The sequence below is a fragment of the Virgibacillus siamensis genome (assembly GCF_900162695.1).
Classification (GTDB): domain Bacteria; phylum Bacillota; class Bacilli; order Bacillales; family Amphibacillaceae; genus Lentibacillus; species Lentibacillus siamensis_A.
On the sequence record NZ_FUIH01000007.1, the window covers coordinates 1,465,225 to 1,478,432 of the forward strand.

Consider the following 13,208-nt stretch of genomic DNA (forward strand, 5'->3'; position numbering starts at 1 on the left):
GACGCGTAAAACGTTTCCACGAAATTATTATATCAGTGTTACCCGGATTATGCGAATAATTTTCATAATACCTGGTACCCAGGACCGTTTCTATTCCTCTCCTAAGGAGTGCCATAAATGAAGAAACCGGACATATCAACAGTCCGGTTTAGGTATCTTGTAAAATTTAGCTTTCAACAGGTTGTCTGTCAACGCTGACATCGATATTTCCGAATTCGTCATAAACCATCTGCATGATATTTACTACTTCTGTTTTAGACAGTTTATCTGCTTTCACATGGACATGAACTTTATCTTCATCATATCGAACCAAAACGTCTTTATAATCTTCCGATGAAATAATTGATTTTTCAAGAATTGCTTCCTTGCTTGTGTACTCGTCCAGCTGATTCATCTTATTGCGTGCTTTATTTTTTTCCTGAATAGTGGCGCCGCTTGATGCTACCACATCATCTAATCTGTCTTTCACCTTGCTTCGTTCATTTTGAATTTCCATGCGCATCGTTGTAAACAATTGATCCTCTCCTAAATTGGAGATTTCATTTACCTTTGCATCATCTTTTTTGGCTTTTTCAGTTGAAGCTTTTTCGGTTTCACTGGCATTGTCAGTGCCATCATTTACATAAGCAAAGTCTCCGCCGCTTGGTGATGTTACATAGTAGACACTCAATACAATCATAAGACTCAACATGGTTAACAGCCATACCGTTTGTTTTTTTAACATTATTACATCCTCCTAATTTTTTGGCATTACAGAAACTCTATGTGTTGGAACATCAAGTACCCGGGAAACAGCATCTATGACCCATTTTTTTACTGTTGCATGATCTACCCCTTCCGCAACAATAAATACCCCCCTTACTTCCGGCTTTTTTGTTTGAACGAGCAGTGGCACCTCCTTATCCCCTTGCCTTACCAGGACAACTTGTGTCTCTTTTGAACTATCCTCAATCTCTCTCGTGCCGCCTTTCTTATCGGTTTCCTCTGTCGTTTGCTGTCCGCTGATTAAGTTCTTCTCATATACCTTTACTTTCGTTGAATTGAGATTGACCATCACTTCCGCATTTGAGACACCATTGATCTTATTAAGCATTTCTGTCAGTTCCTTTTCATAATTTGTCTCAATTTCATCAACATTTGTGGACTTGTCCGACTTGTCGGAAAACGCTTCCTTTGCGGGCTTCTCCATCGGTTGAGGAGAATTTCCAATAGTCTGTTCTCCTTCCGGCTCTGAGGAGAAAGCATTTCCGATTAAAATCAGCAGCAACCCGATTAATCCGATTATAATAATATATCCGCTTCTTCCGGGCAGCTTGTCCGACTGTCCCGTCTTCCTGGATTTGAAAAAGTTTATTAGTTTCTCTTTCAAAGTGAACCTCCCTCCCATTGAACCGTGAGATTAAGCTTATCCTCAGGAATCTCCCATATTTCATAGAGCAGCGATGTAATCTCTTCCAACTCATTTTCGTCCTCGCTGGTAGCTGGCTTGTCCGTGTTGATCGTGACATGTTCTACTGTGTTCACTGAAGTTGTTTCTTCGTCTGTTTTTTCTAAGTAGACAGTTACATCTTGAAGATTTTGATAACTCGGGTTGCTTCCCGTTGTAAATTCATAGGAGATGTCTGAAATGTCGGCCTGGTATTTTTGTTGTAACGGATCTTCAGCCAGCTTTTTGAGTTCTGAGGTCATCTGTTTTAATACATATGCATGTTGTGAGGCTTGTATTTCATTTTTTTGCTTTTTCATCTCAATTTTCACTTGATTTTCCGTTCTGTTTTCTTTATCAAGTTGTTCAAATGCTGCTGTGACAGCTTGTTGGATATTAACATCAAACAGATAAAAAACAGGTTTCAATAAAATCAGGATTAAAATCAGTCCGACAACGAGTTTAATGTATTTTTTCATGGACGTTGCCGGAATCAATAAGTCAATAATCGATGCCAACAGCAAAAAGATAATGATTTTACTGACCCAATCAATCAATACTTCCATCCAATTCCCCCTAGCGAAGGAGCAAAGTGATATTCCCGGCCGCAACTATAATGACAATTGCCAAAAAGAACATTAACGTTACGGTCAGTAAACAGGCAAGAATATACAACATATATTTACTGATTGTGTTCAGACTGGTAATTAACGGACCATCACCAACGGGCTGCAGAACTGCAGCAGCTAGTTTATACGTGATGGCAATTGCGAGAATTTTTAATGCAGGAAAAATCGCGATAAACACGATGATAATAACACCAACGATACCGACAGCATTTTTCAATAAGAGGGACGCACTTAAAATGGTATCAGCGGCATCTGTAAAGGTCCTTCCTACAACTGGAATAAAATTACCAGTAATAAACTTCGTCGTTTTCATTGCGACGCCATCCTGGATTGCACTTGATGCTCCCTGCACAGACATGACCCCAAGGAAAATCGTTAAAAAAACACCCAATGTGCCCATCCCGACGGTTTTAAATAAATTCGCCAGATGAGACACTTTATAATTTTTATTTAGACTGCTGACAATCAGTAATAATGCTGATAGAAACAATAATGGCAAAATGAATTTCGACACGAGCACACCACTCGAATGAATCAGAAATACGATAATCGGGTGAAAAAATGAAACGGTGACGACATTACCCAACGTCGCCATAAGTGCCAGCATGAGCGGCAACAGCGCAATCATGAATCCACTCATCGTATCAACTGCATCTTTTGCATAGGATACCGCCATAAAAAAGCTGTTTAATGCAAGAAATATTAACACAATATAGACAACATAATATGCAATTTTACTGACAGTACCTTGCTCAAACGCTGTATGCATGGTTTGAAGTACAGTGGAAAACAATGCAAGCATCAATAAGAGACCGAGCAGCTTCCCATTTACAATCAGTTCATGAAACAGATATTCTATCAGCCCTTTTAATGTATTTTTTACGGAAAATGAACCATTGTCTTTTATAAAATCGTAAAGACTTGTCTTCTTAAGTACAGGGAGATATCCATCGTAGCGGTTGCCAAGTTTTTGCCAATATGTCTGAATACCATCAAGTGAAATTTGGTCCATCATTTTTTTCTCCGGTTGCTGAGTCTCCGGACTGGCATCAGCCGATTGCTGTCCCGAAAAGAGCATGATCAATGTGAACAGGGTAATGAATATCTTTTTATTTCGTATCATCCACAAGAATCTCTCCTTTCGGTAAAACGATTCAGGCTGAAGGAATGAAACTGATTATTGCTTCAATCACAGCCGTTATTATTGGCACAGCAAGCAGGAGAATGAATATCTTTCCAGCAAGTTCAATTTTGGTTGCAACTGAAGTCAGTCCGGCATCCTTCGTTAAACTTGCTCCAAGTTCTGCAATGTAAGCAATCCCGATTATTTTTAAAATCGTTGTCATGTACATTCCATTCACATTTGCCTTGTCGCCAAGTGATTGGACTAATTGGAATATAACTGTGATCTCCCGTAAAATTGCCAAAAGTATGATGATCCCGGTAATGAGGATAAGAAAAAACGCAAATGCCTTATTTACATCCTTCAAAATAATATATAAAATACTGGCGATGACACCGAGTATGACAATTTGAATAATTTCCATATATGCTACCCCTGAAAAAGGAAAACCGATTTTATTTGCTGAAACAGGTCGGAAAGCTCATTAATGACGATTACCATGACAATAATAAATCCAACCAGTGTGGCAAATTGGGCGATTTCCTCTTTTCCCATCTGCTTCAGAATGGTATGAATCAATGCCACAATAATTCCAATCCCTGCAATTTGAAATAATATAGTCGCATCAATAGCCATGGATGTTCCCCTTTCCTAAATGAGCAATATAACGATAAACAAGCCACATAACAGTCCCAAACTTTTTGCCATTTTACTATATCTGTGTTGGTTTTCCCTCGCCTCTTCCAATTCCCGGTCCAAATGCTTAATCGTAAGCTGAATATACTTCTGCTGCTGATCAAAGTCGTGCTGCCCAAGCGTTTGGCCGAATTGTTTCAATATTTCTCCCTCATTCCCGCCTAAAGAAGAAACATATAAAAGTTCATTCAGACAATAATTCCAATCACTATGCAAATCCGGATTTTTTCCCTCCAGCGACGCACCGGATTGATCAAAAAAATTGCCAACCGGTCCCGGAACTTGCCTCGCAATTGTCTGGAAAGCATCTTTGAGTGAAAGCTGACTATACAAGATCTCTGCCTCTAATATTTGCAACGCACTCTTCATTTGACGGATCTGTTTCGGTCTTTCGTTTAGCCTCTTGCTGATTTGGAAACCTGCCCATGTAGTTGCGGCAATAAAAATCAATGCACCAATCCATTTCATTATTTAAACACCCCGGTTTTCATTGGGATAGTCTCTCCATTCTGTGTACAAATTCGTCGGATGTTCCCGGGCTTTTGATGCCTGTCCATAAAAACAATTCGCTGAAAAATATTTGCTTGAAACAACACTTGCAATGATGGTCTTTGCTTTAATTCCTGAAGATCCTTGCCATGAATTGTGCAAATAATGGTTACCCCCGTATTGATAGCTTCCATCAGTGCATTTACATCCGCTTTACTGCCGATTTCGTCGACTGCCAGAATTTCCGGGGACATCGAACGGATCATCATCATCATCCCCTCTGCTTTCGGACATGCATCCATTACGTCTGTCCGCCTGCCAACATCATGTTGTGGTACCCCTTTTTTAGATCCTGCTATTTCAGATCGTTCATCAACAATACCAACTTTTTGTGCAGCTGTATGACCCCACCCAGATGAAATCAAACGGACCACATCACGAATAAGGGTTGTTTTTCCGGATTGGGGCGGGCCTGCAATAAGGGTGTTAAAATAGCTTTTCTGATGAAGATATGGCATTAATTTACTGGCACAGCCAATCCGCTGCTTGGCAATTCGAATATTAAAAAAAGCGATATGCTGGATAGCTTTAACAGAACCATTTACGGTATTGACTTTTCCTGCCAGACCGATACGATGCCCCCCTTCAATCGTGACGTAACCTTCGCGCAATTCATCTTCCATACGGTAAAGCGAGAACTCACTTATTCGATTCAAAATATGCATCGTGTCCCTTCTATCCGGAACGGTTTTATCAAGCCACACGGCATGTCCATCAAAGATGAGTTCAATCGGATGAAACATACGGACACGAATTTCCTGCAGAAGATGACGACGATGTAATGTTTGGTTATCTATCATTTTTCTGATAGATTCCGGAAATAACTGCAAAATTTCTTCCATAAAACTACCTCACCTGGAAAGAGCATTTTTTATAAATGTATGTTTGTCCTATCTAATTATGACTGCTTGTCATAAGTCAGTATCTCTTTTAAATTTGATACAAAAAAAGAGCAGCCCCTTTGGACTGCTCACCCGTTAATACGATTCGTTTATGCCCGTGAAACATATTTTCCATCAGATGTGCTGATAACCAACACATCACCTTGATTAATAAAGAATGGAACCTGCACAATCAATCCGGTTTCCATTGTGGCTGGTTTCGAGCCGCCACTTGCTGTATCTCCTTTAACGCCTGGCTCGGTTTCCGTAACAGTTAACTCAACATTTTTCGGTAATTGAACACCAAGGACTTCCCCTTCATACGTAACAACAGATACTTCCATGTTTTCTTTCATATAATTCAGCTGATCTTCAATTTGATTTGTCTGAAGTTCCAACTGCTCATACGTATTCGTATCCATAAATGCATGTGTGTCGCCAGAGGCATATAAATATTGCATTTTGTTATTTTCAATATGTGCTGTATTGACCTTCTCACCGCCACGGAACGTCTTTTCCTGTATATTCCCGTTTCGCAAATTACGAAGCTTGGAACGAACAAACGCAGCACCTTTTCCGGGTTTAACATGCTGAAAATCAAGCACTTGCCAAATTTCATTGTCAACTTCAATCGTCAGACCTGTTTTAAAATCATTTACCGATATCATGCGACATCCTCCTCAATGCTATAGTGTAATTAATTCTTCCGGTGCAAATGTCAATTTTTCATAGCCTGTTTCAGTAATGACAACATCATCCTCAATCCTGCATCCTCCAACATTTGGCACATAAATCCCGGGTTCAACTGTTACGACCATACCGGGTTCCAGTTTTTTCTCCGATTTGAATGACAGCCCCGGACCTTCGTGCACTTCCAGCCCGACACCGTGCCCAGTAGAATGACCAAAGTACTCGCCATACCCCTGTTCCGTAATATAATCCCTTGTTAAGGCATCAGCTTCCATTCCACTTATTCCAGGTTTCAGACCTTTTACACCACGTTGCTGTGCTTCCTGAACAATATGGTAGATTTTCCGTAACTCATCATTAATTTCTCCGACGGCAATCGTCCGGGTAATATCGGAACAATATCCTTTGTAATACGCACCAAAATCCAACGTTACCAGTTCACCTGATTGGACTTCTTTATCGGAAGCAACGCCATGTGGCAATGCACCGCGATATCCGGATGCAACAATCGTATCAAAACTTGACGATACCGCTCCTTGTTTCCGCATGTAAAATTCCAGTTCATTCGAAATATCAATTTCTTTTGCCCCTGGCTTAATATAGTTTTGGATATGAGCAAATGTATCATCCGCTATTTTAGCTGCCTTCTTTAAAATTTCCAGTTCATCGGCTGTTTTATTAAGGCGTAATTCCTCAACAAGCCCGCTTACCGGAATTAATTCAGCATCCATCGTTTTTTCATACAATTCATAAGCCGTGAATGTGACATGATCTTTTTCGAATCCAACCCGATTAACATTCATATCCTTTAACTGTTCATTAATAACTTGATGAATCGGCTGTTTGTGCTCAATAATTTTAAAATCAGCAGCTTGTTCGGCTGCCTGTTCTATGTATCTGAAATCCGTGACAAATCGTGCATCATGCATACTAACAATTGCCACTCCTGCTGTTCCAGTGAAATTGGTTATGTACCTCCTGTTATATGGACTTGTAATCAGAATGGCATCTAAATCGTTTTCCCCAAGTGCTTTGCGAAGTTTTTCAATTTTACTCACAACATCATTCCTCTCCATTTTTTTCTAAAAATGCGTGTGCAGCCAATCGATAACTCAACAATCCAAACCCAACGATCTGACCATAACAAACGGGTGCCAGCATGGATTGATGGCGAAATGCTTCCCTATTGTGCACATTTGATATATGCACCTCAATCACCGGTGTTTCCATTGCCTTAATACAATCACGTAACGCAATACTGGTATGTGTGTACGCCGCAGGATTAAAAATAATGCCTTCATATTTTCCATTTGCCTGTTGAAGGAAATCGACCAGGCTCCCCTCGTGATTGGACTGCTGGCTGTCCAGTTCATAACCGTGTTCATTCAATAAATTGGTCAGGTTTTCTTCAACATCCTGCAAGGTGAATTCACCATAAATGTCATTTTCTCTTTTCCCCAGCATATTAATGTTCGGACCGTTCAATAACAAAAGACGTTTCATAGCCCTCTTCCATTCCCTTTTATAATATTGGACTTTTATAGTTTATCATAAACAAACGTGTTTGAATAATCGTACGAATTTCAAGTTTCCTCTTCGTTTTTTTCCTTTGGAGAATTATTATCAGCGTAATCGTATGAAATGGAATAACCGATGAATGTTCCATACAGTATAAACAGACATATCGTTGAAACAATGGTATTACTGTTTAAATTTTCGATATCCGGAACATTTGGAAAAACCGGCTGCAAAATATAAAAAATGATAACCCATAGAATTAAACCGTAAGTTACACCCATCCATAAAGTATTAACCTTTCGAAACAAACCAAAGTAAATAAACGCGCTGACCAAAGACAGCAGTCCGATGATGATAATGGACAGAATATTTCCAAGCCAGCTGCTTGTCCATTCAGCTGTAATCCAGGAACGCAGCACATAACTTCTCGGAGCGACCTCTGAAAAACTGAAAAAGTACATGATTAATCCCAATGCACTCCAGATTATTCCGCCTGTAAAACCGGTGACAAGCGATCTTGTTGTTACAGACATTGGTTCTTCCTGTTTATTTTGACTTAATTCTTTATCAAGTTTCATTTTAATCACCTCAGTTGTATTATTACCAACTGAGGTAATTCAACTCAGGACTTTTTAAACTAGTTTTACACGGAATTTTCTAGTAAAATAAAGGTAAGGAAAATATTGTGTTTAGTAATCAATTTTCGGGAAATAATAATACTACTGCATATAATATAAAGGAGAAATGTGTTACGTATTTTTTTGATTATGCTATAAAATGGGAAATACGTGGTATATAGAATAATAAAGGGTAAAACTATAGAAAGGAGGATGTACTGATGCAAAATAAATTTTCCATCGTTGTTTATACAGTCATTGGTCTTGCTGTAATAGGAGTGGTTTCACAGCTATTCACAAACACAGTATCCTTTCTTACAACATTATTACTGATGCTTGTCTTTGGTGCAGCATTATCCGCACTTGTATATTTCCTTTTAATCAGAAAACGTACTCCTTCAAGCGACTCCAGGAAATTTAAAAAGGCGGTAAAACAGTCCAAGGCAAAATATGCTCCCAAAAATAAAAAACCAAAGAATGATGCCAAACGTTCAAAACCCCTACAAACGAAAAAAAGGAAACACAAACGTGCTTCCCATCTTCGGGTTATTGACGGCAATAAATCAAAACGAAAAGACCGAGCTACTTTCTGACTAGCTTGGTTTTTTTATATGTCATGGAACTTCCGCTATATTTTTCACGGCCAGTTTTTCAAAAATTGTGTTGCCCTTTCGTTTCCGATCTGAATTAACTTTTCCTTTTTCTCCTCATCAAGATTAAAATTCATTGCAGCAACATGACCGACGGGTATAAATAAAATATTATTCCGCTGTGATGTGGAAATATAACGTGTATCATGTGCCTGCAGCATGGTCGAAAATAACGCGTGAAACATATCAAGCGCATTCTTGATCTTTCTCGGTTTCTGCTGTTCCGGATATGCACTTAGTTTTACACCGAGTACTGGACGAATTTTTTCCTTCCGTTCATTTTCGAATATCCATAATGGGAAATTACTAAGCAATCCTCCATCCACGATAAGGCTTTTACGTTTCGATTTCCCAGGTAATTGTTTAGGGACAAAAAAGTAAGGATATCCAGCGCTCATCCGGACAGCTTTTGAAACCGGAAAATAGGCCGGATTCATACCGTAAATCCGCTCCAGATCATCGGGAATAATAACAAGTTTCCCAAGGGATATATCACTCACTACGACTTTCAGGCTGTCATATTTCAAATCTTTAAAGGTGTAAATGTTTTTAATTGCCAGATGACGGTGCAGCCATTTCTCCAATTTGTCACCTTTATACAATCCCATCCGAAAATACAGAAAAAACCATTTCGATATCGGTATAATTGAACTCAGTTTAGGGGGATCCAAAAGCTTTTGGATGTCCAAATCCTGTATGAGTTCACCGATTTCATCAGTATGATATTCAGCAGCTATCAGCGCGGCCAATATGGCTCCCGCAGAAGTTCCAGCGACCCGTTCAAATACCAATTCATGTTCATGAAAACTTTGCAGGGCACCTATAAGTGCATAAGCTTTCACGCCTCCACCGGAAAAAACCCCATCAATTTTCATGTGTTACCTCCCAGATGTACTTTCTACCATTTTAAGAAAGCAGCAGCTGGTTTAGAACCCATGAAATATAGAATAGCTTGAACTATTTATCTTTATTCATCTGAACATTACGCAAATCAACAATACGTTGTTCATTATCCCTTAAATATTGGACAAGATCACCAATTCGATCAATGGAGGTCCAGCTTAAGTGATGTTCAATTCCTTCCACATCCTCGTAGATTTTATCATCATCCACTCCGATAATCTCCAAAAAGTCTTCGAGTAATTCATGTCGGAAAACAAGTCGCTCGCCAATTTTCTTCCCTTTCGAAGTCAGAATAAAGCCTCTGTACTTTTCATAATTTAAGTATTCGTCTTTGTCCAGTTTTTGAACCATCTTTGTTACAGATGAAGGGTGTACCTCCAGGGCTTCAGCAATATCGGAGACACGGGCATACCCCTTGGATTCAATCAGATTGTATATTTGTTCAATATAATCCTCCATACTTGGTGTTGGCATTGGATCAGCTCATTTCAATGAATAATTTTTTAGCATGTGCAACAATGTTTCCTAATAAAAAGCATACAAGAATATCAAATTTTAGGCAACTCAAAAAGGAGAGCGGACAAGTTATCCACTCTCCTTTCCATTATTATAAGCCACATTTAAGCTGTGCGCCGCAACTTGTACATGTATTGCATCCGCCGATATCTTCCACACTGCCTTTTCGGCACACTGGACACGTGTCACCAACTTCCGATCCAATGGTAACGTTTGTTTTATCGAGTTCCTGAATGGTATCCATCAAAACTACTTTCGGTTTCTCTGTATCTTCATCGAACAATTCTGTTTGTTCGCCAAAGGAATTTTCTTCAGCTTTCAATGTCAGAACCTGTGTATCACGGCTTCCATCAACATAGACTGTACCGCCTTTAGCTCCGCCGTTGTACAGCCTGCGGTAAACCTTCTCAACCTGGTCAACCGTGTATCCTTTAGGTGCATTTACTGTTTTGGATATGGAACTGTCCACCCAACGCTGGATGACACATTGTGTATCAGCGTGAGCCTCCGGTGCGAGATCCATTGCTGTCACGAAGAATTTAGGCAGATGATCCGCATCTTGTTCCGGATGCCGCTTCAAATATTCTTCCACAATATCTGCCTTTACTTCAATAAATTTGCCGAGCCGACCACTTCTGTAATATGAAAATGAGAAATAAGGTTCAAGTCCGGTTGATACACCAACCATTGTCCCGGTTGATCCGGTCGGTGCCACTGTCAGCAGGTGTGAATTACGAATACCGTATTGCAAAATAGCTTCCCTGATATCTTCAGGCATCTTTTTCATATACCCTGTGTTAATAAATGCCTCCCGCAGTGTTTTAGTCTCTTCATCTGTTGAACCAATTAAAAATGGAAAGCTTCCCTTTTCTTTGGCCAGCTGAATTGATTCACGGTAGGCGGTTGTCGCAATCGTTTCAAAAATTTTATCAACAAGCTCGTTTCCTTCTGAAGATCCATATTCTGTCTCACAATAGATCAGAAGATCATGCAGTCCCATAACACCAAGGCCAACCCTGCGTTCCCCAAGTGCCTGCTTTTTATTTTCTTCTAGGAAATAAGGTGTTGCATCAATAACATTATCTTGCATGCGAACGCCGGTTTTTACAGTTTGCTCCAGCTTTTCAAATTTCACCTGCCCTGTTTCTTTATCAGCCATTTCAGCTAAGTTTACTGCTGCAAGATTACATACTGAATATGGAGCAAGCGGCTGTTCCCCGCAAGGATTTGTGGCAACAACCTGGTCCCCGTAAGCCTTGGCATTCGTCATATCGTTTGCGTTATCGATATAGAAAATTCCTGGTTCAGCAGAATAGGTTGCACAGATATTAATCAGATTCCAAAGTTCGCGTGCTTTAACTCTCCGGTAGACACGAACGCCATATCCCATTTCTTCCCATTTCCGAACATCTCCAATTTCGTGCCATTTCTCATTATACACAGCCATTTCCTCTGGAGTGTAATTTTCAACATCAGGGAAACGTAATTCATACATTTCATCATTTTCGATTGCTTCCATCAAATCTTTTGTTATGCAAACCGAGATGTTCGCACCTGTCAGAAATTCAGGATTATGAACAGTATAAGTGCCGCCAGTAAGCAGCTTTTGTTCCGCCTCTTCAAATGCATCTTTCGTAAAACCGCCTTGTCCAGGCATCGAACGGTAGTTTAAAATACCCTGGTACAAATCAGCCTCCGTTTCAGTAAGCGGGGTGAATTTCAGCTTTTCCTGCGCAAGACGTTTTATCTGCTCATCTTCCGTATTCTCAATTAAGAAACGAAGAATTCTTGGATTTTGCATTTTGGAAATAATAAATTCCATAATATCCGGATGTGAATCAACAAGCATAATCATCTGCGCACCGCGTCTTGATCCACCCTGTTCAACAAGATGGGTCAGTTTTGCAATATCATCAAGCCATGATACTGATCCAGATGATTTTCCATTGACACCTCTGGCTAACGTATTCCTTGGTCTCAATGTTGAGCCATTCGTACCTACACCGCCGCCACGAGACATGATTTCCATTACTTGTTTGCGGTGGTCTGAAATGCCTTCACGGGAATCCCGAATGAATGGCATTACATAGCAATTAAAATACGTTACTTCCGTGTCAGCACCGGCTCCATATAACACTCGGCCAGCTGGAATGAAATTCATGCCGCCTAATTCATCATAAAATTTGTCAAACCACTCTTTTTGTTTTTCTTCCGTTGTTTCAACATTTGCCAATCCTGTTGCATTTCGTTTGGCAATCTGCTCATAAAATACTTCCAGTGGCTTATCAATAACATCCAGGGAACGTTTCACAATACCAGTTGAGGCTTCTTCCTTGTTGTCCAGAACCGATAAAAATTCCGGATCCACGTTAATTTCAGCCTCTTTAGTTGACCAATTAACTGATTTGACATATCCTAATCCCCGTGCAGGAAATTTAGGATCGGCTTTTACTGTCAGTACGACAAAGTCGCCTTCTTTTAATGTTTTCTTTTCGGTATCTTTAAACGCATATCGATCCAGCATGACCAATCTGGACACGCCTTTATGCGTCAGTTTCATATCTTCTGTAACGGGATGAACCTGAGGGAATAACTTGACATCCTCATTCAGTTCCTGTAAATTAATTTTTCGGCTTTTTTCTACAGCAATCGACATTTCCATCGCCCCTTTATCGAGATTCATAAACAGTATGTAAGCTGATAAATCTATTGTTGCTATTAACATATCATAAACCACTTCATAAAAACAATATATTGTGCTTACATTTTTTATCGAGTACTATATATGGGAATTCGATCGAATTTACGTTAAAATGTCAACTCGAGAAAACAGACAATAAATCGCTAAAAACAAAGTATTTATTTGTTATCGGTATATAAATACGCAATTTATAACAATTTTGTGGGTTGAAAATTTTTATTTGTGTTACCAGCTCGACAAAATATGACAAAATTGCATTTAGGCTAAAAAATACTTTGAAAAATTGTCTGTTCAGCCATATAATAGAAA

At 39.5% G+C, this 13,208-nt stretch carries 16 protein-coding genes; 1 reads left to right on the forward strand and 15 read right to left on the reverse strand.

Going from position 1 to position 13,208, the window contains the following annotated elements; all coding sequences use genetic code 11:
• Positions 1 to 166: 166 nt before the first annotated feature.
• The 12 genes from B1K71_RS11125 to B1K71_RS11180 all read right to left on the reverse strand — a co-directional run bounded on the left by B1K71_RS11125 (position 167) and on the right by B1K71_RS11180 (position 8,090).
• On the reverse strand, positions 167 to 724 hold the full coding sequence (locus tag B1K71_RS11125) for a SpoIIIAH-like family protein (RefSeq protein ID WP_077326901.1): 558 nt from the start codon (positions 722 to 724) through the stop codon (positions 167 to 169).
• Between the two features lie 12 nt (positions 725 to 736).
• Positions 737 to 1,369 carry a stage III sporulation protein AG gene (spoIIIAG, locus tag B1K71_RS11130; protein ID WP_245799248.1) on the reverse strand — a complete coding sequence of 211 codons (633 nt, stop codon included), beginning with the start codon at positions 1,367 to 1,369 and terminating at the stop codon, positions 737 to 739.
• Positions 1,366 to 1,992 (reverse strand): stage III sporulation protein AF, encoded by a 627-nt coding sequence (gene spoIIIAF / locus B1K71_RS11135; protein ID WP_077326905.1) that lies wholly within the window; start codon positions 1,990 to 1,992, stop codon positions 1,366 to 1,368. Before spoIIIAF ends, spoIIIAG begins: the two co-directional genes overlap by 4 nt.
• 10 nt (positions 1,993 to 2,002) lie before the next feature.
• The gene (spoIIIAE, locus tag B1K71_RS11140; protein WP_077326907.1) at positions 2,003 to 3,178 is read right to left on the reverse strand and encodes a stage III sporulation protein AE; all 1,176 of its coding nucleotides are present in this window, start codon (positions 3,176 to 3,178) and stop codon (positions 2,003 to 2,005) included.
• 31 nt (positions 3,179 to 3,209) lie between these two features.
• Complete coding sequence (spoIIIAD, locus tag B1K71_RS11145) at positions 3,210 to 3,602, reverse strand: stage III sporulation protein AD (protein ID WP_077326909.1); 393 nt, start codon at positions 3,600 to 3,602, stop codon at positions 3,210 to 3,212.
• Positions 3,603 to 3,607: 5 nt separating this feature from the next.
• Positions 3,608 to 3,814 (reverse strand): stage III sporulation protein AC, encoded by a 207-nt coding sequence (gene spoIIIAC / locus B1K71_RS11150; RefSeq protein ID WP_077326911.1) that lies wholly within the window; start codon positions 3,812 to 3,814, stop codon positions 3,608 to 3,610.
• A gap of 15 nt (positions 3,815 to 3,829) precedes the next feature.
• Complete coding sequence (gene spoIIIAB / locus B1K71_RS11155) at positions 3,830 to 4,342, reverse strand: stage III sporulation protein SpoIIIAB (protein ID WP_077326913.1); 513 nt, start codon at positions 4,340 to 4,342, stop codon at positions 3,830 to 3,832.
• Positions 4,342 to 5,265 (reverse strand): stage III sporulation protein AA, encoded by a 924-nt coding sequence (gene spoIIIAA, locus B1K71_RS11160; protein ID WP_077326915.1) that lies wholly within the window; start codon positions 5,263 to 5,265, stop codon positions 4,342 to 4,344. The genes spoIIIAB and spoIIIAA overlap by 1 nt, the downstream gene beginning before the upstream one ends.
• A 149-nt stretch (positions 5,266 to 5,414) precedes the next feature.
• Positions 5,415 to 5,972, reverse strand: a complete 558-nt coding sequence (gene efp / locus B1K71_RS11165) for an elongation factor P (protein WP_077326917.1) — start codon at positions 5,970 to 5,972, stop codon at positions 5,415 to 5,417.
• A gap of 18 nt (positions 5,973 to 5,990) precedes the next feature.
• Positions 5,991 to 7,052 carry a M24 family metallopeptidase gene (locus tag B1K71_RS11170; RefSeq protein WP_077326919.1) on the reverse strand — a complete coding sequence of 354 codons (1,062 nt, stop codon included), beginning with the start codon at positions 7,050 to 7,052 and terminating at the stop codon, positions 5,991 to 5,993.
• Positions 7,053 to 7,056: 4 nt separating this feature from the next.
• Positions 7,057 to 7,497, reverse strand: a complete 441-nt coding sequence (gene aroQ / locus B1K71_RS11175; RefSeq protein WP_077326921.1) for a type II 3-dehydroquinate dehydratase — start codon at positions 7,495 to 7,497, stop codon at positions 7,057 to 7,059.
• A gap of 80 nt (positions 7,498 to 7,577) precedes the next feature.
• Positions 7,578 to 8,090 carry a YqhR family membrane protein gene (locus B1K71_RS11180; RefSeq protein ID WP_077326924.1) on the reverse strand — a complete coding sequence of 171 codons (513 nt, stop codon included), beginning with the start codon at positions 8,088 to 8,090 and terminating at the stop codon, positions 7,578 to 7,580.
• A 260-nt stretch (positions 8,091 to 8,350) separates the two neighbouring features.
• Between B1K71_RS11180 and B1K71_RS11185 the strand changes: the two genes are divergently transcribed.
• Complete coding sequence (locus B1K71_RS11185; RefSeq protein WP_077326926.1) at positions 8,351 to 8,722, forward strand: SA1362 family protein; 372 nt, start codon at positions 8,351 to 8,353, stop codon at positions 8,720 to 8,722.
• A gap of 44 nt (positions 8,723 to 8,766) precedes the next feature.
• Here B1K71_RS11185 and B1K71_RS11190 read toward each other — a convergent pair whose 3' ends face one another.
• From B1K71_RS11190 to B1K71_RS11200, 3 genes are all read right to left on the reverse strand, one after another.
• Positions 8,767 to 9,654, reverse strand: coding sequence for a patatin-like phospholipase family protein (locus B1K71_RS11190; RefSeq protein WP_077326928.1), 888 nt, complete (start codon positions 9,652 to 9,654; stop codon positions 8,767 to 8,769).
• An 82-nt stretch (positions 9,655 to 9,736) separates the two neighbouring features.
• On the reverse strand, positions 9,737 to 10,156 hold the full coding sequence (mntR, locus tag B1K71_RS11195) for a transcriptional regulator MntR (protein ID WP_077326930.1): 420 nt from the start codon (positions 10,154 to 10,156) through the stop codon (positions 9,737 to 9,739).
• A gap of 133 nt (positions 10,157 to 10,289) precedes the next feature.
• A complete protein-coding gene (locus B1K71_RS11200) occupies positions 10,290 to 12,854 on the reverse strand; it encodes a vitamin B12-dependent ribonucleotide reductase (RefSeq protein WP_077330198.1) in 2,565 nt (854 codons plus the stop codon).
• Between the last annotated feature and the right edge of the window lie 354 nt (positions 12,855 to 13,208).

Bases quoted from the DNA above. Each gene is read 5' to 3' on its own strand.
- B1K71_RS11125 (WP_077326901.1), bottom strand. From the start codon at position 724: ATGTTAAAAAAACAAACGGTATGGCTGTTAACCATGTTGAGTCTTATG.
- spoIIIAF (WP_077326905.1), bottom strand. From the start codon at position 1,992: ATGGAAGTATTGATTGATTGGGTCAGTAAAATCATTATCTTTTTGCTG.
- spoIIIAE (WP_077326907.1), bottom strand. From the start codon at position 3,178: ATGATACGAAATAAAAAGATATTCATTACCCTGTTCACATTGATCATG.
- spoIIIAD (WP_077326909.1), bottom strand. From the start codon at position 3,602: ATGGAAATTATTCAAATTGTCATACTCGGTGTCATCGCCAGTATTTTA.
- spoIIIAC (WP_077326911.1), bottom strand. From the start codon at position 3,814: ATGGCTATTGATGCGACTATATTATTTCAAATTGCAGGGATTGGAATT.
- spoIIIAB (WP_077326913.1), bottom strand. From the start codon at position 4,342: ATGAAATGGATTGGTGCATTGATTTTTATTGCCGCAACTACATGGGCA.
- spoIIIAA (WP_077326915.1), bottom strand. From the start codon at position 5,265: ATGGAAGAAATTTTGCAGTTATTTCCGGAATCTATCAGAAAAATGATA.
- efp (WP_077326917.1), bottom strand. From the start codon at position 5,972: ATGATATCGGTAAATGATTTTAAAACAGGTCTGACGATTGAAGTTGAC.
- aroQ (WP_077326921.1), bottom strand. From the start codon at position 7,497: ATGAAACGTCTTTTGTTATTGAACGGTCCGAACATTAATATGCTGGGG.
- B1K71_RS11180 (WP_077326924.1), bottom strand. From the start codon at position 8,090: ATGAAACTTGATAAAGAATTAAGTCAAAATAAACAGGAAGAACCAATG.
- B1K71_RS11185 (WP_077326926.1), top strand. From the start codon at position 8,351: ATGCAAAATAAATTTTCCATCGTTGTTTATACAGTCATTGGTCTTGCT.
- B1K71_RS11190 (WP_077326928.1), bottom strand. From the start codon at position 9,654: ATGAAAATTGATGGGGTTTTTTCCGGTGGAGGCGTGAAAGCTTATGCA.
- mntR (WP_077326930.1), bottom strand. From the start codon at position 10,156: ATGCCAACACCAAGTATGGAGGATTATATTGAACAAATATACAATCTG.
- B1K71_RS11200 (WP_077330198.1), bottom strand. From the start codon at position 12,854: ATGTCGATTGCTGTAGAAAAAAGCCGAAAAATTAATTTACAGGAACTG.